We start from the raw sequence: 25,001 nt of genomic DNA, 5'->3' as shown, positions 1-25,001 counted from the left end.
TCAGCGCTCCGCGGCTGCCAAGTTGACCCGAAGTTCGTCCGCGTCCTGGCGCACGCCGTAAGCCGGGGTGTCTCGCTCGACACGCCAGCTGTCGGCGAGGGGGCCGATGTTGACCGTGTCGTATCCGAAAGCGTCATAGAGGTCGGTCACGAACTGCGCCGCCTCGGTCGAGTCGCTCGACGTGGCGAGAGCACGACGATTGGGCGTGCCACTCGGTGTGCCGGCGGTGAGGATCTCCGCCGCCCCGATGTGGTTGAACGCCTTGACGACCTTCGATTCCGGCAGATGCCGCTGCAGCATCTGCGATGTCGTGATCTGCTTCTCGTCGAGCTCGGCGATGTGGCCGTCCCGCTCCCAGTAGTAGTTGTTCGTGTCGAGCACGATCTTGCCCGCGAGCGGCGCTACCGGAATGGTTTCGAGCGCCTTCAGCGGCACGGTCACGATGATCCACTCGCCGGCCTCTGCGGCCTGCTCCGGCGTTCCGGCGCTCGCGCCGGAGCCGAGCGTGGCGACGAGATCGGTGAGGGTCTCGGGCCCGCGAGAGTTGCTGATCACGACCTCGTAGCCGCGATCGACCAGACCCTGTGCGAGTGCCGATCCGATGTTTCCTGCTCCGATGATTCCTACGCGTGTCATGTTGGTCAGAACGCTCGCGGACCTCTCGCGCATTCCCCGGCGCGACTCTCGGAATTACAGATGGCCGCCACATCCGAGGTGCCTCATCTAGAAGTGAGCGCGAAGGGTGATGCGGTGCCTCACGTATGGTGAGCGCGAGGCTTGCGGTTCATTTGGTTGTTTGGAGTCGACGGATCGACGTTTCTAAGGATGTCATGTCGAGGTGTCGGCTGGTGGTCATGGCTTCGGTTTTGGCTTGTGATAGCTCGATGAGTTGGAGCTGGATCTGGTTGATCCGGCGGGTCAGATCGGCGGGGTTGATCCCGGTGATCCGGGCCTGAACGACGTCGGCTTGCTCGGCGGTGAGGACCCCAGAATCGCGCACTCGCTGCCAGGGTGTCTTCGGTGCGTCGTAGAGGCGTGTGCGGCGCCCGCTGGCCGCGGTGGCGTATGCGGTGGGCTTCTTCGTCGGGGTGAAGAAATTCAACCGTAGTGAGACGAGCCGCCAGAGCTCGTTCAGCAGCGCGAGCTCGTCCGGGGTGTCGTAGCGCCAATGGAACGCGTGTTTGCGGACGACGTGGTTGTTCTTCGACTCGACGGTCGCTTGGTCGTTTTTCTTGTAAGGGCGGGACCGGGTCTGGGCGATGTCACGGGCTTGGAGCCAGTCCGCGACATCATGGTTGATGAACTCCGATCCGTTGTCCGAGTCGAACACGCGCAGCTCGAATGGGAACATGTTCTGCAGATCGCCGACAGCGCCGACGATCCACTTGGCCGCGTTGTTGCGGATCGAGGCGTTCTCGGTCCACCCGGTGGCGATGTCGGTCATCGTCAACGTGCGTGCGAACTCGCCGACGAACGTGGGTCCGCAATGCGCGACGGTGTCCGCCTCGATCACCCCGGGTGCCGTGACCGGGGCATCCCCGACCTTCGACAACCCGATCGAGTTGCGCAGCAGCGGTGACGGGATCGTCGTAGAGATCCCCCGCAACTGCATCGCCCGACGTGCCGGGCTCAGATACCGGTCGATCGTTGCCGGACTCATTGTCTGAAGCTCGACGATCGTCTGCGGTGTCACGAATGGCTTGTCGAGGTCGCCGGCAGCGTGCAGCAGCGGCATCCACAGCTCCAGCATCACCACGAGGTACTTCCCGCACGGCATGCCCATCAGCGCCCACACATGCTCCAGCAGCCGCCTCGAATCATCGCTATACGTCTTGGCCCGCAACTGGCGTCTATCGACCTGCTTCGCCGGATCCGGCAGCACCGGCCCCGTCAGCATCCGCCGCGCCGTTGATCGGCCCATCCCCGTCGTGCTCATCACCTCGTCAAGGATCCGGGCCTTGTCGTGCTTCGATGCTTTCCGGTACGCGTCACGGAGTTTGTTCGTCACCTGTCGCCTCGCGGCCATCTCAATCTTGCCTTCCACACAGGCAAGCTTCGCGCTCAAAGTATGTGAGGCACCAACACACCCCACGCGCTCAAAGAAACTGAGGCACGTCGACATCTGGCGCTCGATGCACCAGGCGCCTAGCCTGGGCGCATGGATTACGTCATCATTCTGGCGGTCACCCTCCTGGTCCTTGCGGCATTCGCCGTGTGGGCGGCGGCGCATTGGTATCGCACGAGGCGAACTGGCCACGACGACCTGCTGCGGGTTGGCGATGAGCCAGACGTGACACCCGCAGAAGCGTCACGTCGCGCCGAAGGCGAGGCCGCCTGGACGCGCATCAGCGGCGGACTCTGACTGTCAAGAGTCACCGGCAGGGCACTCTTGTGGGCCAGGATGTCAGCATGCTCTCCATTCCCGAAGTAACCCTCAACGACGGTCACCGCTTCGCCGAGCTCGGCCTCGGCACATACGGGCTGCGTGCCGAAGAAGGCATCCAGTCCGTCGCCGCGGCGATCGATTCCGGGTACCGGTTGCTCGACACCGCCCTCAATTACGAAAACGAGTCCGAGGTCGGCGAGGGGATCCGCCGCAGCGGAGTCGACCGCGATGAGCTGATTGTGACGACCAAGCTTCCCGGGCGCGACCACGGCTACCACGAGACGATCGCGAGCGCCCAGGCCTCGCTGGCGGCCCTGGGACTCGACCGCATCGACGTGTATCTGATCCACTGGCCCAACCCGCGCGTCAATAAGTATGTCGATACGTGGAAGGCCATGATCCACCTCCGCGACGAGGGTGTGCTGCGCTCGATCGGCGTCTCGAATTTCACGATCGGGATGCTTGATCGTCTCGCCGACGAGACGGGTGTCGTGCCGGCGGTCAACCAGGTCGAGCTGCATCCGTACTTCCCGCAGGCGGAGTTGCGCGCCTATCACGCCGCCCACGGCATCCGCACCGAGAGCTGGAGCCCGCTCGCCAAGCGCAGCGAACTGCTGAACGAGTCGATCGTGCAGGAACTCGCGGAGGTGCACCGCGTCACGCCGTCGCAGATCGTGTTGCGTTGGCACGTCGAGCTCGCGAGCACCCCGATCCCGAAGTCGGCGGACCCCGACCGTCAGCGTGAGAATGCCGACGTGTTCGGCTTCTCGCTTGACGCCGAGGACGTCGCCGCGATCTCGGCTCTCGAGCGAGGTCGGCTCTGGGGTGGAGACCCCGAGATGCACGAGGAGTTCTAGGGAGGCTCGGGATGTCTCAGCAGAACTGGTCGGGAAACATCCGCTTTCGCGCGCGTGCCATCGAGTCGCCGACGGATCTCGAGCAGCTCCGGCGGATCGTGACGGGCAACGCCCGCGTGCGAGCTCTCGGCTCCCGGCACTCCTTCAACGACATCGCCGACACCGAGGGGGTTCTCATCGATCTGACCCGCCTGGAAGCGCCGTTCGAGATCGACGTGGACTCCCGCTCCGCGTGGGTGCCCGCCGCGGCCCGCTATGCCGAGATCGCCTCGGCGGTCGAGGATCAGGGGTTGGCGCTGCGCAACATGGGATCGCTGCCGCACATCTCGATCGGCGGGGCGATCGCGACCGGGACGCACGGATCGGGCGATGGCAACCGGATCCTCGGCGCATCCGTCACCGGTTTGGAGATCGTTCGCGCAGACGGGCGCTTCGACGTCCTCGAGCGCGAGGATCCGCGCTTCGCCGGATCGGTCGTGGGTCTGGGTGCGCTCGGCATCACCACGCGCGTGCGCCTGGAGCTCGTGCCCTCCTTCGACGTGCGGCAGGACATCTTCCTGAACGCGCCGTGGGACGAGGCGCTCGCCGGGTTCGACGCCCTGATGGCGTCCGGATACAGCGTGAGCCTCTTCGTCGCGGACTGGGGGACCGACGTCGTCGATCAGGTCTGGATCAAGTCGGCGGTCGATGCGACAAGCGCCGAGCCGGCGCTTCCCGCCGGGGTCACCGCCGAGCGGGCGACCCGACAGATCGGCCCCATCGCATCTGGTCCCACCGACTCCGTGACACCTCAGCTGGGTGAACCCGGGCGCTGGCTCGACCGCCTACCGCATTTTCGCCGCGACGCCCCGCCGAGCAACGCGGGCGACGAGCTGCAATCCGAGTTCTTCGTGGCGCGAGAGGATGCCCCAGCGGCGCTCTCGGTGCTGCGAACGCTGGCAGCGAGCATCTCGCCGGTGCTGCTCGTCTCCGAGGTTCGGAGCATCGCCGCGGACGATCTGTGGTTGAGCGGAGCCTACGGTCGCGACACGATCGCGTTGCACTTCACCTGGCGGAACGATCCGGATGGCGTCGCGGCGCTGCTGCCGACCATCGAGACCGCGCTCGCCCCCTTCGACGCGCGCCCGCACTGGGGAAAGCTCTCGGCCACGGGCGGCGGCGCATCCGTCGATCGCTATCCGCGCGGTGGGGACTTCCGTGCGCTCGTCGCAGCAGAAGACCCCGAGGGTCGGTTCTCGAACGAGTACCTGCAGCGCGCGCTCGATTCCTGAGCGGGGCCGCGTTCGGAGACTCGCGTCAGAGCTGGATGCCGTGGTTTTCGTCGTTCACGCCGGCGTTCCGCCCGCGCCACGACTCGTACGCGATGAGCCAGCCGAGAGACACGGCGACGCCGATGATGAGCCCCAGCCAGACGTTCGAGAGGCCGAATCCCACGAGAGCTCCCGCGATGAGCAGACCGATGGTTCCGAGCAGCCACTGCACCCGGCCGCGCGGCCAACGCTTCTGTCCTGACATGCCCCCAGCCTAGGGGGAGGCGCTCCTCAGCGCGCCCGGTGGTCTTCGGGGTGCAAGCGTGGACCTCGGCGCTCTTCCCGCGCCCCGCTCATGCGGATGAGTCGGATGGCCCGCTGGCGCTGCCCGGCCCACGGCTCGAGCAGTTCGAGCATTCCGTCATCGTCCACGCGGTGCCCCGTGAGCGCGTAACCGACCTCGTGGGCCAAGTGATAGTCGCCGACGCTCACGGCATCGGGATCCCCGAACGCCCGGATGCGTGTCTCGGCCGCCGTCCACAGGCCCACGCCGCGCATGTTCGTGAGCACACGGTCGCGATCAGGGCCGTCGCTGGCGCGCTCCGCCGCCGCCACGAGCGAGCGGCCGACACGAGCCGCGCCGACGATCGTGCGCGCCTGCGGCGGCTCGAGACCCGCTCGATGCCACGACCACGAGGGGATGCTCCGCCATCCTTCGATCGTCGGCGGGGCATGCAGGGGCACCGGCGTGGGTCCCGGTGCAAGCTCGCCGTGCCAACGCACGAGGCGACGCCACGCGGCGAACGCCTGCATCCCGGTCACCTTCTGCTCGATGATCGCGCCCGCGAGCGCATCGAAGACGAGATCCGTGCGCCCGAGTCGGAGCCCGACGCTGCGGCGATGGATATCGCGGAGCAGAGAATGTCCGCGGGGGTCGAAGGCGTCCGGATCGTCGGAAGCGCCGCACAGGTCGGGAACCTGCGCGAGCGCCCAGCCCGCTCCGGCCCCCCACGCGGCGGCGCGAACAGCACCCGAGGCATCCTGTCGCAGCGCTACCGTCGCGGTGCCCTCGGGGGTGCGGCTCGCACGCCAGATCACCGGACCGTCTTGCAGAATCGTGGGATCGCCGCTACCGCGCCGCTGGAACATGACGACCTGGGTCAGGTTGAGCGGGTGCGAAGGGCGATAGACGGTCTCGATCGGTCGATCGAAGACGCGTCCCGGTGCGCTCACCGACGTGCCCATCGTCGTGGCCACCGTCGTCCTGGCCCCCGTTGTCGTGGCCGCCGTTGTCATCGCCCCACCATACGGCGCCCGTCCGACACCGGCGCCAGGGTGGATCGAATCAGAAGCGGTCGGGCGAGGGCGTGCCGTGGCCGTAGCGGATCGAGACATCCGCGTGCCGGTCGAACCGGTAGCCGACGCCGCGCACCGTGCGCACGATGTCTTCGTAGCGCCCGAGCTTGGCGCGCAGTCGCCGCACGTGCACGTCGATGGTGCGCTCGCCGGGGGAGTCGTCATCGGTGGCTGACCACAGCGACGACACCAGCTCGGTGCGCTCGATCGTGCGCCCCTCGCGGAGCACGAGATACTGCAGCAGTTCGAACTCCTTGTAGGTGAACGCCGCGGACTCGCCGTCGAGCAGTACCTTCTTGCGCGAGATGTCGACGACGACGCCGACGGATGCCGCCTCGGTTTCGTCCGAGTCGCGTCGGCTGCGTGCGACCGCGGACGGCTCGTGCAGGGCCAGGCGCACCAGATCGACATCACGTCCCCCCGCGTCGGTGGGCGCGAGCGCGACGGTTGCGTAGGTCTCGGCGTCGGGGGCCAGATCGGCGAGGGTGCGGCGGAGGGCTTCGACGAGGGTTCCGAGGCTCACGCCCGCCGCGGCGGCCTTCTGCTCATCGAGACCGACGTACAGGGCGAAGCCGCGCGGTGCGCTTCGCGGAGCGGCGGCGCGGGCCGGCGGCGCGGCGGGGGTGCTCGGCGTCGGAAGGGATTCGACTGGCCGCAGGTGGGCGGGTCGGGAAAGCGGAGCTTCGAGAAGGGCGGTGTTCGACATGATGAGGTCTTCTTCCGGGAGGGAACCCTGCGGGTTCTCCGAGGTACGGCGGTGTGTCGGCCGGTGGCCGGGTGAGGGGTGTCCGAAAGTCCCGACTTCTGCGGGGGCGGCACCCGGGGCCGACGCGGCCGCATCGGCGGCGACGTGATGGCCCGGCTGGGTCACGAGATCAGCGACACATTCGACAACACAGGGCAACGCGACCGGCGCTCATCATGCCGGCACTCCGGTTCGCCTCCCAGGCGGACACAGGGCGTGCGTTGTCACTCATGCCGCCGATTATCTCCGAGATCCTGGGGATGTGTCAAACTGCGCGCACATCGCAGGTTTACCGGTGCTCACCTTCTCATTCTGCTCAGTCGGCACCGAAGCGCTCGGCGAGCCAGGCGACCTGCCGCAGCCACTGGTGGTGGCCACCGCCTTCGTGGCCGTTGTACTCGTACACCTCAATGCTCTTGTCGGTGGACGACAGGGCGTTGTAGGCGGCGAAGACGCTCGCCGGGAGGACGATCTCGTCCATGAGCGCCACCGAGAACAGTGCCGGCGCGGTGATCCGCCGCGCGAGGATCGCGCCGTCGAAGTGGGAGAGCGTGTGCAGGGCCGCCGCAGCCGCGTCACGGTTCACAGAGAGGTACCTGGTGATCTCGGTGAAGGGGGCGCTGGGTGTGCGGGTGATCGAGCGGGGAAAGTCGCAGAGAAACGGCACGTCGGGCATGGCCGCGGCCACCAGAGGAGAGAGCGCTGCGGCCGCGATAGCGGTGCCCCCGCCCTGGCTACCTCCGGTCACGGCGATGCGGTCGCGGTCGACGCCGTCGAACTCCGCGACCGTCTCGACGAGACGCACCGCGTCGGTGAACATGCGTCGGTAGTAGTACTGCGATGGGTCGTGGATGCCTCGGGTCATCACTCCCTGGGCCGCAGGCCCGGATCCGTGCGGGTCGGGGGTGTCGCCGCCCGAGCCCCAGTTGCCGCCCTGGCCGCGGGTGTCCATCAGAACGTGGATATAACCACAGGCTGCCCACTTCAGATGCTCGCCCGGCAGCCCCCGCCCGCCGCCGTAGCCGAGGTACTCGATGACCGCCGGACGGGGCTCGTTCGATCGCGGGCGCGAGATCCACGCGCGGATGGGGTCGCCGGCGAAACCAGAGAACTCCATGTCCTCGATCACGATCTCGGAGATGGGGGTGTGCGCCGGTGTGATGACGGGAGCGGATGCCGCGGCCCGCGCGTGATCGAGCGTCTCGGTCCAGAAGGCATCGAGGCCTTCGGGCACGGCGAGTTCCGGGCTGTAGGTCCGTAGCTCGTTCAGGGGTAGGTCGGTGAACGTGAGCGCCATCGATTCCTCGTTCGGTGCAGGCAGATGTGTCCCCAACCTTAAGGGGCGTCGGCGCGAACACCGCCCGATAAGTTGTGCCAAACGCCAAAAGGTCTTGCTTTTGTTCGAGGGTGCGGCATAGAGTGCCTGTCGAAGCGCTTCCGCGAAGCGCTTCGACATCGCACCCCGCTCGACAATCCCTCAGCTTTGACAATGGAGTCCGCATGGCGAAGATCAACGAGGTGGCGAAGGCTGCCGGCGTCTCGATCAGCACCGTGTCGTACGCGCTGAGCGGCAAGCGGCCCGTTTCACCCGAAACGCGTCGACGCATCGAGGACGTGGCACGTGAACTCGGCTACGAACCGAACGCGGGTGCTCGGATGCTCGCTGGCAGCCGCACACACATCTTCGCCCTCACCGAGCCGCTGCGCGTCGACACACACGCGCCGACCCACATGGCGTTCGTGCTCGCGACCGCCGTCGCGGCGCGCCGACAGGGCTACGACATCCTGCTCCTGACCGACGAGCAGGCCTCCGCCGGCATGCGAAGGGTCGCCGCAAGCGACCTGGCGGACGCCGTGTTGGTGCTCGATGTTGCTCCCGATGATGAGCGAGTCTCGATAGCGCGCTCGATTGCGATCCCCACGATCTTCATCGGCATTCCGAACGACCATGAGGGCCTGGTGTGCGTCGACCTGGACTTCGAGGCCGCGGCACGGATGGCCGTGGACCGCCTGGCCGATGCCGGTCACCGGCGCGTGGCGATGATCGGCCAGCCGGCGGTCGCGTACCGGCGCTCCAACTTCCCTCCTCGCGTTCGCGCCGCGTACGAAGAGCACGCGCTCGCGCGGGGCTTGGCGCACTCCTTCGGTGTGAGCGGCGAAACCCAGATGGAGGCCGGTGCCGTCCGGGCCGAGCTTGCGGCAGCCCTCGACGCGGGGGCGACCGCGCTCTTGCTGCACGGTGCGGACGACATGCACGTCGTCGTCCTGACCGAGCTCGCGGCACGCGGAATCGACGTGGGGCGCGACATCTCCCTTCTCTCCGTCGCCGCATCATTCGACATGGCCCTGCTGCCGACGCCGCTCGACACGATCCCGCTCGTACCGCAGGCGTCCTGCGAACGTGCCGTCGAACTGGCCGTGCAGGCCCTCGGCCAGGAGCGTCTGCCACCGGCGGTCCATCTCATCGATCCGATCTACATCTCCGCCGGTACCGTCACGGCGCCCGCCCCGATCGCCGAGCCGGCGTAATGCGAAGGCGACAGCGGGCGACCATGACCTCAATCGAAGCGCTTCGACGATTCTCCGTGGCCCACCCGGGCGCGGCCCACCGATCCCGACCAATGCGGGTCACCAAGAAAGGAGTGCCGACGATGGCACAGCACCACACCAGGAAGAAGAACACGCGGCTCGTCGCCGCCGTCGGCGCGATCGCCGTCGGCGCTCTCGCCCTCAGCTCCTGCTCCGGCGGATCGGGCGGAGGCGAGGACGACAACACCCTGACCCTCTGGCACTACGAGGGCGCCAACAGCGCGATGGGCATCGCGTGGGACGAGGCGATCAAGGTCTTCGAAGAGGAGACCGGCGCGACGGTCGAGTTCGAGGAGCGCAGCTTCGAGCAGATCCGCTCGACCGCGAGCCAGGTGCTCAACTCCGACGAAGCCCCTGATCTCATGGAGTTCAACAAGGGCAACGCCACGGCCGGTTTCCTCGCCAGTCAGGGTCTCATCAGCGACATCAGCGAGGCCGTCGAGGAGTACGGCTGGGACGACATGCTCGCTCCCTCCCTCCAGACCACGGCGCGCTATACCGAAGACGGCGTCATGGGTTCCGGCGACTGGTACGGCATCCCGAACTACGGCGAGTTCGTCACCGTGTACTACAACAAGGACGCCTTCGCCGCCGCGGGACTTTCGGTGCCGACCACGTACGACGAGTTCATCGAGGTGCTCGACGCGTTCCAGGCGCAGGGCATCACGCCGCTCGCCGAGGCGGGCCTCGAGTACCCCCTGGGTCAGCTGTGGTACCAGCTCGCGCTGAGCCAGGCCGACCGCCAGTGGGTCAACGACTACCAGCTGTACGAGAACCCCGTCGACTGGACCGGCGACGAGATCACGTACGCCACCGAGACTGTCAAGGAGTACGCCGACAAGGGATACTTCTCGCCCGACGTCACGGGAATCAAGGCCGAAGATGCGGGTGTGTCTTTCATCAACGGCACGGCGCCCATCTTCGTCTCCGGCAGCTGGTGGTATGGCCGCTTCGTCGATGAGATCTCGACCTTCGACTTCGGCGTGTTCCCCTTCCCCGACAGCCAACTGAGCCTCGGCTCGTCGGGCAACCTGTGGGTCGTGCCCGAGCGCGCGGCGAACAAGGAACTCGCGTACGAGTTCATCGACATCACCATGCGTCCCGAAATCCAGGCGCTCATCGGTAACAACGGCGGGCTTCCCGTCGCCGCCGATGTGGCCGACATCACCGACGAGAAGAGCCTCGAACTGATCGAAGCCTTCAACGCCGTGAACGAGAAGGACGGTCTGTCGTTCTACCCGGACTGGCCCACCCCGACGTTCTACGACACGCTCGTCGCCGAACTGCAGGAGCTCGTCAACGGCACGAAGACGGCGGCCGAAGTCCAGGAGGCCCTCGGCGCCGAGTACGACTCGTACGTCGACGACTTCCGTTGATGCACCGGTGGTGGCTCGCCCACGTGCGAGCCACCACCGCCCACGCTGCTCCGGCAGCATCCTTCTGCTCGCACCACTTTCCCGAGGAGCCCGGCGATGACCGCTGTCCCGTTCGTCCGCACACCGCGGACGAAGACGAAACTCCCGCCCGAGGAGCCGCTGATCCCGCAGCGGCGCGGCGGCACGGCCGGGTACTGGCTGTACCTCATTCCGGGCCTCGTGCTGGTGACGGTCATCATCATCGTCCCGCTCGTCTGGAACGTGTACCTGAGTTTCACCGACTGGCGGGGCATCCGTCCGCCGGAATTCATCGGGCTTGCGAACTGGATCGAGCTGGCGGGTGATGCGAAGTTCTGGACATCGTTCGGCAACAGCATCTGGATGATCATCGCGATGGTGATCTTCCCGACCATCATCGGCCTCGTGTTGGCGGCGCTGCTGTTCGACGTCATCGGCCGGAAGTTCGGCGGCCGCTTCGCGAGCTTCCTGCGCGCCACCTACTACCTGCCGCAGATCCTGCCCGCCGCGATCGCGGGCATCGTGATCGGCTGGATCCTTCGCCCGCAAGACGGAGCCCTCAACACGATCCTCGAAGACATCGGGCTCGGATTCCTCGCGCACAACTGGCTCGGTTCGCCCGACACGGCGCTCGCCAGCATCATGGTTGTGCTGGTCTGGATTCAGATCGGTTACCCGGTCGTCGTGTTCATGGCGGCGCTGCAGCGCGTGGATCCGGAACTCTACGAGGCGGCCGAGCTCGACGGGGCCAACTGGTTCCAGCGCTTTCGCGCCATCACCGTGACGATCATCCGTCCCGAGATCTACGTCGTCACCCTCACGTGCACGATTGCCGCGCTCAAGGTGTTCGGCCCGGTGTTCGTGCTCACGCGCGGCGGTCCCGGTGATTCCACCATCGTGCCGGCGTACTACGCCTACAGCGAGTTCTTCCAGTCGCAGCAGGTGGGGTACGGCTCGACCATCGCTACGGCGTTGACGATCGTCATCGCGATCGTCTCGATTCTCTTCATCCGCGCGCAGAACGCCGCGGAGCGCAAAGAAAGGGCGGGACTGTAATGGCCGCCACGATGGCAGTGACGACGACAGCGACCGCGGGACGGGGAAGCAAGAAGAGTCCGGCGAAGGCCCGCGGCGGGATGACCAAACGGCGGGGCATCGACTGGCTCCTGGTCGCGTTCGCCGTCGTCGCGGCGATCCTGATCATCGCGCCGTTCTACCTGATCCTGATCAACTCGTTCAAATCGCCCACCGACTACTCCAACGGCGGACCTCTCGCGTTGCCGACGGGCCTCTACTTCGACGGCATCATCGCCTTCTGGGAACGCGTGAACTTCCCCGAGAAGGTGTGGAACTCGTTCTTCATCTCGGGCACAGTCGCGGTGCTCGCCGTGCTCATCTCCGTCCTGAACGCCTTCGCCATCGGAATCGGGCGCGTGCGCGGACGTTCGTGGATCGTGCTGCTGTTCCTGCTCGCCAATCTGCTCCCGCAGGAGGCGCTCCTCTACCCGCTGTACTACATGTTCCGCGAGGTCGGTCTGTACAACAACGTGTGGAGCGTGATCATCGTCTTCACCGTGATCCAGGCGGCGTTCGGCACCTACCTGCTCTCGGCGGTCTACGGCACGTTCCCGAAGGAGGTGCTCGAGGCGGCATCCATCGACGGCGCCACCCGGTGGCAGATCCTCTGGCGTGTGATCTTCCCGATCAGTCGCCCGACCCTGTCGGTGCTGCTCATCTTCTTCTTCATCTGGACGTGGAACGAGTTCCTCATCCCGCTGACGTTCCTCGTCTCGAACGAGAACCAGACGGTGCCGGTTGCCATCAGCGTGCTGCAGGGCGATCGCCTGATGGATGTCACGACCACCAGCGCCTCGGCGCTGTTGGGCCTGATTCCGACTCTTCTCTTCTTCCTCATCTTCCAACGCACGCTCACACGCGGCATCACAGCAGGAGCAGTCAAGTAATGAAGTTCACCGATGGGTTCTGGCAGTTGCGACCCGGGGTCACGGCCCTCTACGCGCAAGAGGCCTACGACATCTGGCAGGTCACCGACACCGCGGATGGCCCCGGTTTGCAGATCACGGCGCCTACGGCGGTCATCGCCAAGCGCGGCGACGTGCTCAACCGGGCCGTTCTCACGGTGACGCTCTCATCGCCCCTCGAGGGCGTCGTGCGTGTGCGCATCGCGCACCACGAGGGCGGCCGGCGCGAGCCGGGCTTCGAGCTGCCGGGTGCCGTCGCGGGCGGTGTGGGCAGAGCATCGGTCACCGAATCCGGCGGCTCGTTGACCTCGGGCCCGCTCACCGCGCGGATCACGCGGGGTGCGCCCTGGTCGCTCTCGTTCGAAGAGGGTGGTCGCCGCCTCACCAGCAGCGGGCACAAGGCGCAGGGCTACATGCAGCTCGCCCCGGATGCGCAAGTCGATTCGGGGATCGCCGGAAACGCCCGTGCCGCGCAGGCACGACCTGCGGCGAGCACGTTCGTGCACGAGCAGCTCGACCTGGGCGTGGGTGAACTGATCTACGGGCTCGGCGAGCGGTTCGGTCCCCTGGTCAAGAACGGCCAGAGCGTTGAGATCTGGAACGCCGACGGTGGCACGTCGAGCGAGCAGGCGTACAAGAGCGTGCCGTTCTTCCTCTCGAGTCGCGGCTATGGGGTGCTGGTCAATGACTCGGGGCATGTGTCGTTCGAGATCGGGTCCGAGGCGGTCGAGCGCACGCAGTTCTCGGTTTCGGGCGAGACGCTCGAGTACTTCGTGATCGCGGGGCCGACGCTCAAGGAAGTGCTCGAGCGGTACACCGGCCTCACCGGCCGCCCGCCGGTCGTGCCGGCGTGGTCGTACGGTCTCTGGCTCTCGACGAGCTTCACGACCGACTACGACGAAGAAACCGTGACCTCGTTCATCGACGAGATGGCGCGGCGCGAGCTGCCGATCTCGGTCTTCCACTTCGACTGCTTCTGGATGCGCGAGTTCAACTGGTGCGACTTCGAGTGGGACCCCCGGGTGTTCCCGGATCCCGACGGGATGCTCGACCGGTTGCACGAGCGTGACCTGCGGGTGTGCGTCTGGATCAACCCGTACATCGCGCAGCGATCGCCGCTGTTCGCCGAAGCCGAGGCCGCGGGCTACCTCGTTCGCCGCGCCGACGGATCGGTCTGGCAGTGGGACCTCTGGCAGGCGGGGATGGGCCTGGTCGACTTCACCAACCCCGACGCGACGGCCTGGTTCCAGGGCAAGTTGCGCGCATTGGTCGATCAGGGTGTCGACTGTTTCAAGACCGACTTCGGCGAGCGGATCCCGGTCGACGTGGTCTGGCACGACGGCGCCGACCCCGCGCGCATGCACAACCTCTACACGCACCTCTACAACAAAGCCGTTCACGACGTTCTGGTCGACGCCCGCGGCGCCGGCAATGCCGTGCTGTTCGCGCGCTCGGCGACGGCCGGTGGGCAGACGATGCCCGTGCACTGGGGAGGGGATTCGACCTCGACGTTTCCGTCGATGGCCGAGACGCTGCGCGGTGGTCTGTCGCTGTCCCTCAGCGGGTTCGCGCACTGGAGTCACGACATCGGCGGCTTCGAGGGAACTCCGGACGCCTCGGTGTTCAAGCGCTGGACAGCCTTCGGCCTGCTCGGCAGCCACAGCCGCTTCCACGGCTCGCAGTCCTACCGGGTGCCGTGGATGTTCGACGACGAGGCCGTCGAGGTCACGCGCGTCTTCACCCGCCTGAAGATGCGTCTCATGCCGTACCTGTTCCAGGTCGGGATCGATGCGACGCGCACGGGTGCGCCCATCATGCGTCCTATGGTGCTGGAGTTTCCGGATGATCCGGGTGCCGCGTACCTCGACCGCCAGTACATGCTGGGCCGCGACATCCTGGTCGCCCCGGTATTCACCGAGTCGGGTGAGGTCGACTTCTATCTGCCCCCGGGCACGTGGACGCATCTGCTGACCGGTGAGAAGGTCGAGGGGGGCGGCTGGCGACGCGAGCAGCACGGTTTCCTGAGCCTGCCGATCTACGTTCGCCCCGGTGCCGTGCTGCCCTGGGGTGCCCGCGAAGATCGGCCCGACTACGACTATCTGGAGGGTTTGACGTTGCGTGTCTTCCCGGGTGGGAGCGGTACCATCGACATCTCGGTCACAACGCCAGACGGGCGCATGGAGACGTTCTCCGCGGACCGCGCGGAGGTGACCGAATGAGCAAACAGGGCAACGCCGATTTCCGCGATTCGGGGCTTGTCTTCCCCGACGGATTCACGTTCGGGTCGGCAACGGCGTCGTATCAGGTGGAGGGCGCGTTCGACGAGGATGGCCGCGGCCCCTCGATCTGGGACACCTTCAGCAAGACCCCCGGCGCGGTCTGGAATGGCGACACGGGCGACGTCGCCTGCGATCATTACCACCGGGTGGAGTCCGACCTCGATCTGATGCAGGACCTGGGTCTCGGGGCGTACCGGTTCTCGATCGCCTGGCCTCGCATCCAGCCCACCGGCACGGGTGCGCCGAACCAGGCGGGCATCGATTTCTATTCGCGCCTGGTGGACGGGTTGCTCGAGCGAGGCATCCGTCCCGTCGCGACGCTGTACCACTGGGATCTGCCGCAGCCGCTCGAGGATGCGGGCGGGTGGCCCGTGCGCGCGACCGCCGACGCCTTCGAGCGCTACGCGGAGATCATGGGCGCAGTCCTCGGCGACCGCGTGCACACCTGGACAACGCTCAACGAGCCGTGGTGCTCGGCCTACCTCGGGTACGGCCAGGGGGGTCATGCACCGGGTCGCCACGAACCTGCCGCGGCACTCGCCGCGGTGCACCACCTGAACCTGGCCCACGGGCGTGCCGTGCAGGCTCTCCGCGCGACGTCGACGGGCGATCCGGAGTACTCGGTCACGCTCAACTTCCACGTACTTCGTGGCGTGGAGAACAGCCGCGGGGAGGACGCCGCCGACGCGATGCGACGTATCGATGCCTTGGCCAATCGTGCATTCACAGGTCCCATGCTCCGCGGGGAATATCCCGCCGATCTGCTCGAGGACACGGCATCCGTCACGGACTGGGCTTATGTGCAGGATGGCGATCTCGCCCAGATCCACCAGCCGATCGATGTACTCGGGGTGAACTACTACTCCACCGCCACCGTGCGCCTCTGGGACGGCGAGTCACCCCAGCAGCAGAACGATGGTCACAAGGGCGCGGAGGGCGGCACGGCCTGGCCGGGCAGCAACGGCATCGTCGAGTTCGTCGAGCAGCCGGGGCCCTACACGGCCATGGGCTGGAACATCGCGCCCGAAGGTCTGGAAGAGCTGCTCCTGTCGCTGCGCCAGCAGTTCCCCGACCAGGCGCTCATGGTCACCGAGAACGGGGCTGCCTTCGATGACGTCGTCGCCGAGGACGGCTCGGTGCCGGACCCCGAGCGCTTGGACTATCTGCGCCGTCATTTCACCGCCGCACACAGGGCGATGCAGGCGGGGGTCGATCTGCGGGGGTACTTCGTGTGGTCGCTGATGGACAACTTCGAGTGGGGCTATGGCTACGCCAAGCGGTTCGGGATCGTCCGCGTGGACTTCGACTCCCTCGAGCGCACCGTCAAGGACAGCGGCCTCTGGTACCGCGAGCTCGCGCGCGCGGGCGTTCTTCCTGAGTAACCGGATCCCGGTATTCAGCGTGCGCCCAGCCTCGACCGCTCGGGGCGGGCGTACGCTGTGCCGGTGACTTCGCTGATTTTCACCCACGAACCGGATGCCTCGCGGTACACGTTGCACAACGGGTCGAACCTCGTGAGCGCCCTCGACTACCGCGATGACGGACGCACCATTGCGCTGACCCGCGCATACACGGTCCCCACCTTCCGTGGCCACGGCTACGCCGGCGAGATCGTGAACCGAGCCGTGACAGAACTCGAGCAGGCCGGGGACCGCAAGGTCCTCCCGGTGTGCTGGTACGTGGCGGAGTGGTTCGAGGCGCACCCCGATCGCGCCGGGATCCTCGCCGAGCGCACCCGCGCGTAACGGTTCGAGCGCGCCGTGCGCACGAAGACAGGCATTCGCACCAATACAGGCTGATTCCGCGCAAATCTGCCTGTATTCGTGTGATCGCCTGCACCGGTGCGCGCCGATCCACAGCACGCTCGGCCCACCCCTATGCTGGCCGGGTGGATACGGAGCAGGCCTTCATCACCGTCGCCGTCGTGTTCGAGGCCGCCGGCGCTCTCGCGATGATCATCGGCGCGGCCATCGCGATCGTGCTCGGCATCCGTGCGCTCGCCCGCGGAGACGGTGGTAGCGCGGCTTTCACGACGCTCCGCACGACCTTCGGCGGCGCGATCCTGCTCGGGCTCGAGGTTCTCGTCGCCGCGGACTTGCTGCGCACGATCACGTCGAAGCCGTCGCTCGAGGATGCCGTGATCCTCGGCATCATCGTGCTGATCCGAACCATCCTGTCGATCTCGATTCAGATCGAGATCGAGGGTGTCCTACCGTGGCGGCGCGCGCTGCTCACGAGTGGTGCCAGTGTCGTCGCGAACGAGGTGACGCGGGATCGGCGGGCCAGCGCCGACCGGACCTAGTCGCGCCCCTGAGGTGCGTCAAGCCCCTTGGTTCGAGCTCGGATCCGGGTGATGGTTGACTCGCCCACCCGACCCGAGCACGAGGAGATCCGATGAACTCGTCACGCGACGAACTACCCGAAGGTGTCATCGACGCCGATCCGACCGGAGGGTGGCAGAGCGGCGACACCGCGAATCGAACCTCGGATGAACCGGTCTCTCCCGATGCGCCGATCGAGGGTTCCGAGCCGGGCCAGACCGCCGACCCGGACCTGAGTGATGACGTGACCGACGAATCCGTTGAGAACGACGGCCGCACTGATGGCGATGACAGGAGCGACTCATGACCTCGGGAGAATCCGCGCACGATAACACCCCCACGGAGAAGGCCACGGCGGAGCGGGATTCCGCCCACGACTCGCCGATCGTCCGAACCGGGGATGTCGTGCAGACCGAGCCCGCGATGGACATGAACGATACGTCCACCTCCGAGAAGATCGACGGCATCGTCGTCCAGACGCATGCCGATCATGCCGCCGATGGGCAGGACCGCATCATCGAGATCCTGAAGCAGCGCCTCGATCAGGTGGGCATCGACATGTCGGACGACGAGATCGCCCAGCTCGCGAAGGACTGACTCTCGACGAACCGCGCACGGGGATCCGGGCCGATGTCGGCGCTCCCGCATAGCGTGGGAGCATGCGCATCCTGCACACCTCCGACTGGCATATCGGGCGCTCGTTCCACGGGCACTCGACGATCGCCGCGCTCGCGGTGGTGCTGGACGAACTCGTGTTGCAGGTCGCCGAGCGCGAGGTCGATCTCGTCGTGTTGGCCGGTGATGTCTTCGATTCCGCGACGCCCGCCGCGGGCTGCTATCCGCTGCTGACCGACACCCTCGCCGCGATCCGTGCTGCGGGGGCAGAGGTCGTTGTCACGAGCGGCAACCACGACAGCGCCGCCCGGCTCGGCTTCCAGGCGCCATTCGCCGCGGCAGCAGGCATCCACATCCTCACTCGTCCCGATCGCGTCGGCGTCCCGGTGACGCTCCACGACGAGCACGGCCCGGTGCATGTCTATGGCATCCCGTTTCTCGAGCCCTCGCTCGTGCGACATGTCTGGCCGGACGTGACGCTGCGGACACAGGAGCAGACGATGGGCCAGGCGATGCGGCTCGTGAATGACGATCGGGCCGAGCGTGGCGGGCGCTCGATCGCGATCGCGCACTGCTTCGCCGCAAGCGTCGAGGCGACGCCGGGCGTCGAGCGTGAGATTCGGCAGGGCACGCTCGATGTCGTTCCGCTGTCGACCTTCGACGGCCCCGACTACGTCGCGCTCGGCCACATCCACGGACGCAACGAGATCTCCGCGCGGGTGCGGTACGCGGGTGCTCCGCTGCACTACTCGTTCGGTGAGCAGCACAAGCCACGCGGTTCGTGGCTGATCGACCTGGATGCGGCGGGCCTGGCGGCGGTCGAATGGGTGCCCCTCGCGGTGCCACGACGCCTCGTCACGATCACCGGAACGCTCGACGAGCTGCTGACCGATGCCCGCTTCGATGCCGAGGCAGACGCCTGGGTGTGCGCGCAGTACACCGACACGACGCCGCAGCGCGACCCGATGCGGAAGCTGCTCGCGCGTTTTCCGCACTGCGCGACCGTGCAGCACATCCCGGCGTCCGTGCCAGAGGCAACCGAGCGCTCGTACTCGGCGCGGGTGCGCGAAGCGCGGGACGACAGCGAGTTGATCTCGGCCTTCCTGGCGCACGTGAGGCAGGGTCAGGCCGCGGATGAGGCCGAGGCCGAGATCCTGGCTGACGTGATCGTGGAGGGCACCGACCAGCGGATTGTCGCCGAGCGTCAGAGCGATGAAGGTACGAAAGTTGCCCACGAACGTTCGAGGAACGGCGTGCTCGCGTGAGGATGCATCGGCTCGAGATCGAGGGTTTCGGGCCGTTCCGGCGCCCCCAGACCGTCGACTTCGACGCCTTCGCCGAGGACGGCATCTTCGTCATCTCGGGCCGGACGGGTGCGGGCAAGTCCAGCATCCTCGACGCGATCTGTTTTGCGTTGTACGGGTCGGTCCCGCGCTACGACACGGGTGAGAAGCGTCTGCGCAGCGACCACAGCGGTCCGGACGATCCGACACTCGTCGCGCTGGAATTCAGCGCCGGTGGCGAGCGCTGGCGGGTGGAGCGGTCACCGGAGTACGACCGTGCAAAGCGCAACGGATCGGGAACGACGACGGCCCCACCGCAGGCGCGATTGTTCGTCGAGACGAAGGGCGGCTGGGAGGGCCGCGCGGCACGTCCTCGCGATGTCGGCGAGGCGCTCCACGAGATCCTTCCGCTCACGCAGGAGCAGTTCCTTCAGGTGGTCCTCCTGGCCCAGAACCGCTTCGCGCGGTTTCTGCTCGCCACGCACGGCGAGCGGCAGGCTCTGCTGCGCACTCTCTTCGGTACGCGCCGCTTCGAGGAGTACGAGCACGCGCTCGAGCAGCGCCGCAAGGAGTCCGAAGCGCGCGTCGCCGGCGATGGTGACACCCTGGCGCACCGCCTCGATGACGCGGAGCGGCTGATCGCGGATCACGACCTCGGGGGAGAGGATGCCGGGGGTGGGGCGCCCACGAACGCCACGCCGCAAAGGGATAACCCCTCATGGCGGATCGACGCGGTGCGGCAGGCGGCGGAGCGTGCGGCGTATCGCGCTGAGACCGCAGCCCTCGCACAAGACGCCGCTCGCGTCGCGCGGGATGCCGCGGAGGTCGCCCTCGCGGAGGTACTCGCCCGTCGCGACCTGCAGGTGCGCCGCGACCGTGCGCGTCACAGCGTTGCGGCTCTCGAGGCGGATGCGGCTCGAATCCAGACCGTCCGTGACGAGCGCGACACCGCGACTCGCGCCGACCTGGCACGTGAGGGAATTCGAGCACTCGAGCTGGCACGCGCCGACACCGAGCGGGCGAACGATGCTCGCCGAATCGCGCTCACGCAGTGGCGGGCACTGGCTGCCCCGGGCGATGCCGACGGCACGTGGCCGAGCACCACCGGACTCGCCACGCGGATCGATGAGGTCAAGCACGCCGTCGGCGGATGGCGGCTCCTGCTCGCGCGCGAAGAGAGCATCGCCGAGCGCCGTGCCGAGCTCGCGCAGAGCCGAGCCGATCTCGCAGCCCTGCGGGTAGCCGTGGATGCCAGCCGTGCCGAGCGTGACGCCGTCGTGGCGCGTCGCGATCACCTCGACGCGCGACTCATCGAACTCGCGCCCAGCGTCGGGGGGCGGGCTGCCGCCGAATCCCGCCTCGCCGAGCTCGATGCCCGTTCGGCCGCCGCCGCGGAGGCCGAACGCCTCGCGGACGAAGCTGCAAGGGCCGAACGGGCGGCCCTGACGGCGGATCGAGCGCTTGCCGACGCATCCGTCGCCCTGGCAGATCTTCGCGAGCGCCGCCTGCGTGGACACGCGGGCGAACTCGCCGCACAACTCGTGCCGGGTGAGCCGTGTGCCGTGTGCGGGGGCCTGGACCACCCCGCGCCCGCTCCGCGCGGGGACGATCCCGTCAGCGCCGACGACATCGAGTCGGCCGAGGCGCGGGTCGTCGTCGCCGTGTCTCTGCAGCGTGAAGCGTCCGAAGCGCTGGCGGCCGTCCGGCAAGCGGCCGCGGGAGCGCGGGGGCGCGCGGGAGATCGATCGGCCGAACAGCTTGCCGACGAGCGCGCCGAGGCCGCGCGGGCGCTCGCGATCACCACGCAGGCCGAGCTCGAGGTGGCCCAGCTGCGCACGGAACGCGACGATTGCGTGACGTCCCTCGATGCGCTCGACGCAGCGCTTGCGGAAGCGGCGCCGCGCATCGAGACCCTCGATCGGTCTCTCGTCGTCCTCGGAGCGAGCATCGCATCGGACGACGAAGCGCTGGCCGAAGCACGTGGCGGGTTCCCGTCCGTCGCCGAGCGAATCGCGGACGCGGAGAGTATCGCCGAAGTGGCAGAGCGACTTCGCGATGCGATCACGACGGCCGAGCGCTGCACGAGCGCCGAGTCGGCCGCGCGGGCGCGGCTGGAAGACGATCTCGTCGCCGCCGGGTTCGAGTCCGCGGATGCCGCCGTCTCAGCACTCCGTGACAGCGCGGCGCGAGTCAGCCTCGACGAGACCATCCGTGAACACGAGACGGCGCTCTCAGCGGCCAAGTCGGTGCTGCTCGACCTCGAGTTGCAGCTGTTGCCCGAGGAACCGATTGACACCCGCAGCGCCGAAGCCGCGCGCCAGGACACTCGGGAGGCCTGGACCGGCGCGGTACAGAAGACCCTCGCGGCCGACCAGACCCGCGACCGCCTCTGGGAACTCGTCACGCAGGCCGAGGCGGCTCAGTCGGGAATCGCCGCGGCCCTCGCCGAACACGAAACGATTGAACGCCTCGCCCACACGGTGGCGGGCAAGGCGCCCAACACGCACCGGATGAAGCTCGAGACCTTCGTGCTGGCGGCCGAACTCGAAGAGATCGTGCAGGCGGCGAACCTGCGTCTTCATGACATGTCGGATGGCCGCTACCGCCTCCTGCACTCGGACTCGCTCGCCGCGCGCGGCGCCGCCTCCGGCCTCGGCCTCGACGTGCTGGACGCCTATACGGGGCGCCCGCGCCCCCCGCACTCGCTCTCCGGCGGAGAGACCTTCCTCGCCTCCCTCGCGCTGGCGCTCGGCCTCGCGGAGGTCGTCACGGGGCGCGCCGGGGGAATCGAACTCGACACGCTGTTCATCGACGAAGGCTTCGGCTCACTCGATGCCGAAACTCTCGACACGGCCATGCGTACCCTCGACGAACTGCGCCAGGGCGGCCGGACCGTCGGGGTCATCAGCCACGTCGAGGCGATGAAGGACCAGATCCCCGCGCAGCTGGTCGTCGCCGTCGCGGAAGACGGCTCGAGCGAGGTCGCGGCCCACGCCATCCTGCCCGTCTGATTCAGGCGGGCGACCACTGATTCAGGCGGGCGACCACGTCGAAACGCGGTCCAGCTCCTCGAGCTCAGCCGCGGACAGCTCCAGGGTGCCGGCGGCGAGCAGATCGGCCACCTGGTCCACGCGTGACGCGCTCGCGATCGGCGCCGCAACCGTCGGCTGGGCGCGCAACCACGCCAGCGCGGTCGTGGCGATCGATGCGCCGTGCGCGGCACCGATCGACTCGAGCGCATCCACGATTGCCAGGCCCTCCGGCGTGGCGTACTTCGCGGCACCCTTCGCCCGCGGCGAGGTGCCCGCGGCATCCGGGACATCCGCCGAGCGATACTTGCCCGTCAAGAACCCGGCCGCCAGGGCGTAGTAGGGCACGAGTCCCAGGTCGAACTCTTCGGCGACGGGGACGATGGTCTCTTCCACGGTGTTGCGGTGCACGAGGTTGTAGTGCGGCTGCACCGCAAAGGGCAGCGCGCTTCCCGCCGCGGTCGCGTAGCCGACCCACTCGCGGATGCGGTCGGCGGAGTAGTTCGACACGGCGGTGTGACGCACGAGCCCGTCTGTCACGAGGTCACCGAACGCGGCTACGGTCTCTTCGAGGGGCACCGTTTCGTCGTCGTAGTGTGCGTAATACAGGTCGATCGTGTCCACACCGAGGCGCTTCAGGGATGCCTCCGCGGCCGCGCGGATGTTCTTCGGCGCGAGGCCGCGGAAGTCCGGGTGCTGGCTGACCTTCGTGGCGATGATGACGTTCTCGGGGCGCCTGGAAGCGAGCCACTCACCGATGATGCGCTCGCTGTCGCCACCAGAATTGCCCGGAACCCAGGCGCTGTACGAATCGGCGGTGTCGATGAAGTTGCCGCCTCCACCGTGGAACGCGTCGAGGATGCGGAAGGACTCGTCGCGATCCGCTGTCCACCCGAAGACGTTGGCGCCGAGGCAGAGGGGAAAGACATCGAGATCGCTGCGACCGATACGGGTCATGCTGCTCCTTGCTCAGAGAGGTATGCCGCCCCATGGGCACCGATGATCAGCCTAGGCTGGAGGAATGAAGACCGGCACCTTGTGGACAGTCATCGGCGTCATCGTCGCCATCATCATCGCGTGGGTACTCGTGAACGTTCTGTTCTCGGTGCTCGCGTTCGTCTTCAAGCTGCTGGCGGTCGCGGTCGTGGCACTCATCGTGTTCGTCATCCTGCGGATGGTGTTCGCACGATCGTCGGACGACTGACGCCCTACAGCCCGTAGTCGGCGCGGAAGCTCTCCCAGAGAGCCGCGCTGCACGTCGCGACGACCTCGTCCCACAGTTGCGTCGCGCCGTCCTGTGCACGGTCCGAGACGGCCTTGATGATGCGCAGCGGCACACCGAACTCGCCGGCGACATACGCGTAGGCATAGGCCTCCATGTCGACCAGCACAGCGTCGAGGTCGCGGATCCGGACGACGGCATCCGCATCGTCGACGAAGATGTCGCCCGTGGCGATCGCGTGGCCGTCGTTCGGTAGGTCGATGCGGGCGGGCAGCGAGACGTGTTGCCCGACGATGCCATCCAGGTCGCTGACATCGTGCTGCAGCACGGTACCGACCTCATGCACGGCCGCCTCGAGTTCGGGGTCGAGGGCACCGGCAGTGCCGACCACCACGATCTCCGTATACTCGCGAGCCGACAGGGCGCGCGTGAGGGCGACGGCCGCCTTCAACTTGCCCGGTCCGGTGACGAGGCGGTCGAAACCGTCGATCTGAGCGGGAAAGGCCACGAGTTCGGCGTCCAGCGCCGCGACGAGAAGTCTCACGGTCACCCATTCTGTCCCGTTACGGCCGCGAAACACGCATCGGGCAAGCTGAGCGGGTGCCGTCGCCCGACCGGCACCCCGAGGAGTCACGTGCTGAGCTACGCCGACTATCTGCAGCTGTTGCCGAAGACCGAGCTGCACTGTCACTTCACGTCCACCATGACCGCCGAGCTGTTCGTCGCACTCGCCAGCAAGCACGGCGTCGAGTTGCCCACGAGCGATCCGGCCCGTTTGTTCGCGTATGCAGACCTGCGTGAGTTCTTGGTGGGTTTCGAACTCGCCCACGACGTGCTGCGCGACCCCGAAGACATCGAGGCGGTCGCGCTCGAGGGTGTTCGGGTCGGCACCCTGGCGGGGCTCCGGTATCGCGAGTACTACGTCAATCCGCAGTACTTCATTGCGCGAGGAATGTCCTACGCCGATGTGCTGGACCCCCTCATATCGGGGCTTTCGGCCGCGGAGGCGCAGTACGGGGTTGGATTCCGTATCGTCGTCGCGGTCAATCGTGCGGAGAGCGGTACCGAAGCCATCCGTCTTGTCGAACTCATGGCCGAGAACCCGCGACCGAGTGTCGTCGGACTCGGGATGGATGATCTGACGCCCGAGGGGCTCGAAGCGCCCGAACGGTTCGCCGAGGCGTTTGCGCTTGCCCGGAGCGCAGGCCTCCGCCTCACCGCTCACGTCGGCGAGACCGATCGGTCCGAGGCGCACTCGGTGCGTTTCGCGATGCACGACCTCGGCGTCGACCGCATCGACCACGGCTACCGTGTGCTCGATGATCCCGACCTCGTCGCGGAGGCGCGCGATCGTCGCCTGCCGTTCTGCGCGACCCCCGTGTCGACGACGATCTGCTCCGACTGGCGGCTCACGCCCGATCACCGCATCGCCCGCATGATCGAGGCCGGGCTCGCCGTCAACATCTCTACGGACGACGCCATGTTCTTCCGCACCGACATCGGTCGCGAGTTTCGCGAAGCCCTGCCGGCTCTCGGTGTCGACGCGGCGACCGCGCGTTGGATCGCGTTCAACGGGATCGATGCCGCGTTCTGCGACGATGATCAGAAGGCGCGTTTGCGCGCACGGTTCACGGCCGAGTTCACGGCCCTCGACGCTCTCTTTCAGCTCGACGCTCTGCCCCAGGAGGATTGA

General features: G+C 67.4%; 25 protein-coding genes. 17 read left to right on the top strand and 8 right to left on the bottom strand.

What is annotated here, in order from left to right; genetic code table 11:
* Together ACXZ1E_RS06520 and ACXZ1E_RS06515 are read right to left on the bottom strand one after the other, a co-directional pair.
* Positions 1-636 (bottom strand): NADPH-dependent F420 reductase, encoded by a 636-nt coding sequence (locus tag ACXZ1E_RS06520; protein WP_458042573.1) that lies wholly within the window; start codon positions 634-636, stop codon positions 1-3.
* Between the two features lie 148 nt (positions 637-784).
* Entirely contained in the window at positions 785-2,008 is a 1,224-nt protein-coding gene (locus tag ACXZ1E_RS06515; protein WP_458040749.1) for an integrase catalytic domain-containing protein, read from the bottom strand.
* 150 nt (positions 2,009-2,158) lie between these two features.
* Between ACXZ1E_RS06515 and ACXZ1E_RS06510 the strand changes: the two genes are divergently transcribed.
* Genes ACXZ1E_RS06510 through ACXZ1E_RS06500 form a run of 3 tightly spaced genes read left to right on the top strand, consistent with a single transcriptional unit; the run spans position 2,159 to position 4,514 of the window.
* The gene (locus ACXZ1E_RS06510) at positions 2,159-2,362 is read left to right on the top strand and encodes a hypothetical protein (RefSeq protein ID WP_458042572.1); all 204 of its coding nucleotides are present in this window, start codon (positions 2,159-2,161) and stop codon (positions 2,360-2,362) included.
* A gap of 47 nt (positions 2,363-2,409) precedes the next feature.
* A complete protein-coding gene (locus ACXZ1E_RS06505) occupies positions 2,410-3,243 on the top strand; it encodes an aldo/keto reductase (RefSeq protein ID WP_458042571.1) in 834 nt (277 codons plus the stop codon).
* 11 nt (positions 3,244-3,254) lie between these two features.
* Complete coding sequence (locus ACXZ1E_RS06500) at positions 3,255-4,514, top strand: FAD-binding protein (protein WP_458042570.1); 1,260 nt, start codon at positions 3,255-3,257, stop codon at positions 4,512-4,514.
* 25 nt (positions 4,515-4,539) lie between these two features.
* Here ACXZ1E_RS06500 and ACXZ1E_RS06495 read toward each other — a convergent pair whose 3' ends face one another.
* The 4 genes from ACXZ1E_RS06495 to ACXZ1E_RS06480 all read right to left on the bottom strand — a co-directional run bounded on the left by ACXZ1E_RS06495 (position 4,540) and on the right by ACXZ1E_RS06480 (position 7,891).
* Complete coding sequence (locus ACXZ1E_RS06495; RefSeq protein ID WP_458042569.1) at positions 4,540-4,758, bottom strand: hypothetical protein; 219 nt, start codon at positions 4,756-4,758, stop codon at positions 4,540-4,542.
* A 26-nt stretch (positions 4,759-4,784) separates the two neighbouring features.
* On the bottom strand, positions 4,785-5,789 hold the full coding sequence (locus tag ACXZ1E_RS06490) for a DNA-3-methyladenine glycosylase family protein (protein WP_458352076.1): 1,005 nt from the start codon (positions 5,787-5,789) through the stop codon (positions 4,785-4,787).
* A gap of 49 nt (positions 5,790-5,838) precedes the next feature.
* Positions 5,839-6,555 carry a winged helix-turn-helix domain-containing protein gene (locus ACXZ1E_RS06485; protein ID WP_458042568.1) on the bottom strand — a complete coding sequence of 239 codons (717 nt, stop codon included), beginning with the start codon at positions 6,553-6,555 and terminating at the stop codon, positions 5,839-5,841.
* 355 nt (positions 6,556-6,910) lie between these two features.
* Entirely contained in the window at positions 6,911-7,891 is a 981-nt protein-coding gene (locus ACXZ1E_RS06480) for an acetylxylan esterase (RefSeq protein WP_458042567.1), read from the bottom strand.
* 203 nt (positions 7,892-8,094) lie between these two features.
* Here ACXZ1E_RS06480 and ACXZ1E_RS06475 point away from each other — a divergent pair, with 203 nt between their 5' ends.
* The 12 genes from ACXZ1E_RS06475 to ACXZ1E_RS06420 all read left to right on the top strand — a co-directional run bounded on the left by ACXZ1E_RS06475 (position 8,095) and on the right by ACXZ1E_RS06420 (position 22,068).
* Complete coding sequence (locus tag ACXZ1E_RS06475; protein ID WP_458042566.1) at positions 8,095-9,123, top strand: LacI family DNA-binding transcriptional regulator; 1,029 nt, start codon at positions 8,095-8,097, stop codon at positions 9,121-9,123.
* Positions 9,124-9,245: 122 nt separating this feature from the next.
* Positions 9,246-10,559 (top strand): ABC transporter substrate-binding protein, encoded by a 1,314-nt coding sequence (locus ACXZ1E_RS06470; protein ID WP_458042565.1) that lies wholly within the window; start codon positions 9,246-9,248, stop codon positions 10,557-10,559.
* Between the two features lie 96 nt (positions 10,560-10,655).
* Positions 10,656-11,633 carry a carbohydrate ABC transporter permease gene (locus ACXZ1E_RS06465; protein WP_458042564.1) on the top strand — a complete coding sequence of 326 codons (978 nt, stop codon included), beginning with the start codon at positions 10,656-10,658 and terminating at the stop codon, positions 11,631-11,633.
* Complete coding sequence (locus ACXZ1E_RS06460) at positions 11,633-12,541, top strand: carbohydrate ABC transporter permease (RefSeq protein ID WP_458042563.1); 909 nt, start codon at positions 11,633-11,635, stop codon at positions 12,539-12,541. The genes ACXZ1E_RS06465 and ACXZ1E_RS06460 overlap by 1 nt, the downstream gene beginning before the upstream one ends.
* Positions 12,541-14,778, top strand: a complete 2,238-nt coding sequence (gene yicI, locus ACXZ1E_RS06455; RefSeq protein ID WP_458042562.1) for an alpha-xylosidase — start codon at positions 12,541-12,543, stop codon at positions 14,776-14,778. The genes ACXZ1E_RS06460 and yicI overlap by 1 nt, the downstream gene beginning before the upstream one ends.
* A complete protein-coding gene (locus tag ACXZ1E_RS06450) occupies positions 14,775-16,220 on the top strand; it encodes a GH1 family beta-glucosidase (protein ID WP_458042561.1) in 1,446 nt (481 codons plus the stop codon). Before yicI ends, ACXZ1E_RS06450 begins: the two co-directional genes overlap by 4 nt.
* Before the next feature lie 63 nt (positions 16,221-16,283).
* A complete protein-coding gene (locus ACXZ1E_RS06445; protein WP_458042560.1) occupies positions 16,284-16,583 on the top strand; it encodes a GNAT family N-acetyltransferase in 300 nt (99 codons plus the stop codon).
* 143 nt (positions 16,584-16,726) lie between these two features.
* Complete coding sequence (locus ACXZ1E_RS06440) at positions 16,727-17,140, top strand: DUF1622 domain-containing protein (protein WP_458042559.1); 414 nt, start codon at positions 16,727-16,729, stop codon at positions 17,138-17,140.
* Positions 17,141-17,232: 92 nt separating this feature from the next.
* On the top strand, positions 17,233-17,466 hold the full coding sequence (locus ACXZ1E_RS06435; RefSeq protein WP_458042558.1) for a hypothetical protein: 234 nt from the start codon (positions 17,233-17,235) through the stop codon (positions 17,464-17,466).
* Positions 17,463-17,756: a hypothetical protein gene (locus ACXZ1E_RS06430; protein ID WP_458042557.1), complete on the top strand. Its 294-nt coding sequence runs from the start codon at positions 17,463-17,465 to the stop codon at positions 17,754-17,756. The genes ACXZ1E_RS06435 and ACXZ1E_RS06430 overlap by 4 nt, the downstream gene beginning before the upstream one ends.
* A 62-nt stretch (positions 17,757-17,818) precedes the next feature.
* Positions 17,819-19,039 (top strand): exonuclease SbcCD subunit D, encoded by a 1,221-nt coding sequence (locus ACXZ1E_RS06425; RefSeq protein ID WP_458042556.1) that lies wholly within the window; start codon positions 17,819-17,821, stop codon positions 19,037-19,039.
* Positions 19,040-19,041: 2 nt separating this feature from the next.
* Positions 19,042-22,068, top strand: a complete 3,027-nt coding sequence (locus ACXZ1E_RS06420; protein WP_458042884.1) for an AAA family ATPase — start codon at positions 19,042-19,044, stop codon at positions 22,066-22,068.
* 21 nt (positions 22,069-22,089) lie between these two features.
* Here ACXZ1E_RS06420 and ACXZ1E_RS06415 read toward each other — a convergent pair whose 3' ends face one another.
* Positions 22,090-23,043, bottom strand: coding sequence for an aldo/keto reductase (locus ACXZ1E_RS06415; protein WP_458042555.1), 954 nt, complete (start codon positions 23,041-23,043; stop codon positions 22,090-22,092).
* A 64-nt stretch (positions 23,044-23,107) separates the two neighbouring features.
* On the opposite strand from ACXZ1E_RS06415, the gene ACXZ1E_RS06410 reads away from it, so the two are divergent.
* Positions 23,108-23,290 carry a hypothetical protein gene (locus ACXZ1E_RS06410; RefSeq protein WP_036299335.1) on the top strand — a complete coding sequence of 61 codons (183 nt, stop codon included), beginning with the start codon at positions 23,108-23,110 and terminating at the stop codon, positions 23,288-23,290.
* 4 nt (positions 23,291-23,294) lie between these two features.
* Here ACXZ1E_RS06410 and ACXZ1E_RS06405 read toward each other — a convergent pair whose 3' ends face one another.
* Positions 23,295-23,852 carry a nucleosidase gene (locus ACXZ1E_RS06405; RefSeq protein ID WP_458042554.1) on the bottom strand — a complete coding sequence of 186 codons (558 nt, stop codon included), beginning with the start codon at positions 23,850-23,852 and terminating at the stop codon, positions 23,295-23,297.
* A gap of 90 nt (positions 23,853-23,942) precedes the next feature.
* On the opposite strand from ACXZ1E_RS06405, the gene add reads away from it, so the two are divergent.
* Positions 23,943-25,001 carry an adenosine deaminase gene (add, locus tag ACXZ1E_RS06400; RefSeq protein ID WP_458042553.1) on the top strand — a complete coding sequence of 353 codons (1,059 nt, stop codon included), beginning with the start codon at positions 23,943-23,945 and terminating at the stop codon, positions 24,999-25,001.

It is taken from the genome of Pacificispira sp. HM-600 (assembly GCF_977993705.1).
The sequence above is the reverse complement of the archived record's forward strand: the minus strand, read 5'-3'. Positions and strand labels throughout refer to the sequence as shown.

Excerpts from the sequence above, each read along its gene's own strand:
- ACXZ1E_RS06520 (WP_458042573.1), bottom strand. The coding sequence starts at position 636 with ATGACACGCGTAGGAATCATCGGAGCAGGAAACATCGGATCGGCACTC.
- ACXZ1E_RS06510 (WP_458042572.1), top strand. The coding sequence starts at position 2,159 with ATGGATTACGTCATCATTCTGGCGGTCACCCTCCTGGTCCTTGCGGCA.
- ACXZ1E_RS06505 (WP_458042571.1), top strand. The coding sequence starts at position 2,410 with ATGCTCTCCATTCCCGAAGTAACCCTCAACGACGGTCACCGCTTCGCC.
- ACXZ1E_RS06500 (WP_458042570.1), top strand. The coding sequence starts at position 3,255 with ATGTCTCAGCAGAACTGGTCGGGAAACATCCGCTTTCGCGCGCGTGCC.
- ACXZ1E_RS06495 (WP_458042569.1), bottom strand. The coding sequence starts at position 4,758 with ATGTCAGGACAGAAGCGTTGGCCGCGCGGCCGGGTGCAGTGGCTGCTC.
- ACXZ1E_RS06490 (WP_458352076.1), bottom strand. The coding sequence starts at position 5,789 with ATGACAACGGCGGCCACGACAACGGGGGCCAGGACGACGGTGGCCACG.
- ACXZ1E_RS06485 (WP_458042568.1), bottom strand. The coding sequence starts at position 6,555 with ATGTCGAACACCGCCCTTCTCGAAGCTCCGCTTTCCCGACCCGCCCAC.
- ACXZ1E_RS06480 (WP_458042567.1), bottom strand. The coding sequence starts at position 7,891 with ATGGCGCTCACGTTCACCGACCTACCCCTGAACGAGCTACGGACCTAC.
- ACXZ1E_RS06475 (WP_458042566.1), top strand. The coding sequence starts at position 8,095 with ATGGCGAAGATCAACGAGGTGGCGAAGGCTGCCGGCGTCTCGATCAGC.
- ACXZ1E_RS06470 (WP_458042565.1), top strand. The coding sequence starts at position 9,246 with ATGGCACAGCACCACACCAGGAAGAAGAACACGCGGCTCGTCGCCGCC.
- ACXZ1E_RS06465 (WP_458042564.1), top strand. The coding sequence starts at position 10,656 with ATGACCGCTGTCCCGTTCGTCCGCACACCGCGGACGAAGACGAAACTC.
- ACXZ1E_RS06460 (WP_458042563.1), top strand. The coding sequence starts at position 11,633 with ATGGCCGCCACGATGGCAGTGACGACGACAGCGACCGCGGGACGGGGA.
- yicI (WP_458042562.1), top strand. The coding sequence starts at position 12,541 with ATGAAGTTCACCGATGGGTTCTGGCAGTTGCGACCCGGGGTCACGGCC.
- ACXZ1E_RS06450 (WP_458042561.1), top strand. The coding sequence starts at position 14,775 with ATGAGCAAACAGGGCAACGCCGATTTCCGCGATTCGGGGCTTGTCTTC.
- ACXZ1E_RS06435 (WP_458042558.1), top strand. The coding sequence starts at position 17,233 with ATGAACTCGTCACGCGACGAACTACCCGAAGGTGTCATCGACGCCGAT.
- ACXZ1E_RS06430 (WP_458042557.1), top strand. The coding sequence starts at position 17,463 with ATGACCTCGGGAGAATCCGCGCACGATAACACCCCCACGGAGAAGGCC.
- ACXZ1E_RS06425 (WP_458042556.1), top strand. The coding sequence starts at position 17,819 with ATGCGCATCCTGCACACCTCCGACTGGCATATCGGGCGCTCGTTCCAC.
- ACXZ1E_RS06420 (WP_458042884.1), top strand. The coding sequence starts at position 19,042 with ATGCATCGGCTCGAGATCGAGGGTTTCGGGCCGTTCCGGCGCCCCCAG.
- ACXZ1E_RS06415 (WP_458042555.1), bottom strand. The coding sequence starts at position 23,043 with ATGACCCGTATCGGTCGCAGCGATCTCGATGTCTTTCCCCTCTGCCTC.
- ACXZ1E_RS06410 (WP_036299335.1), top strand. The coding sequence starts at position 23,108 with ATGAAGACCGGCACCTTGTGGACAGTCATCGGCGTCATCGTCGCCATC.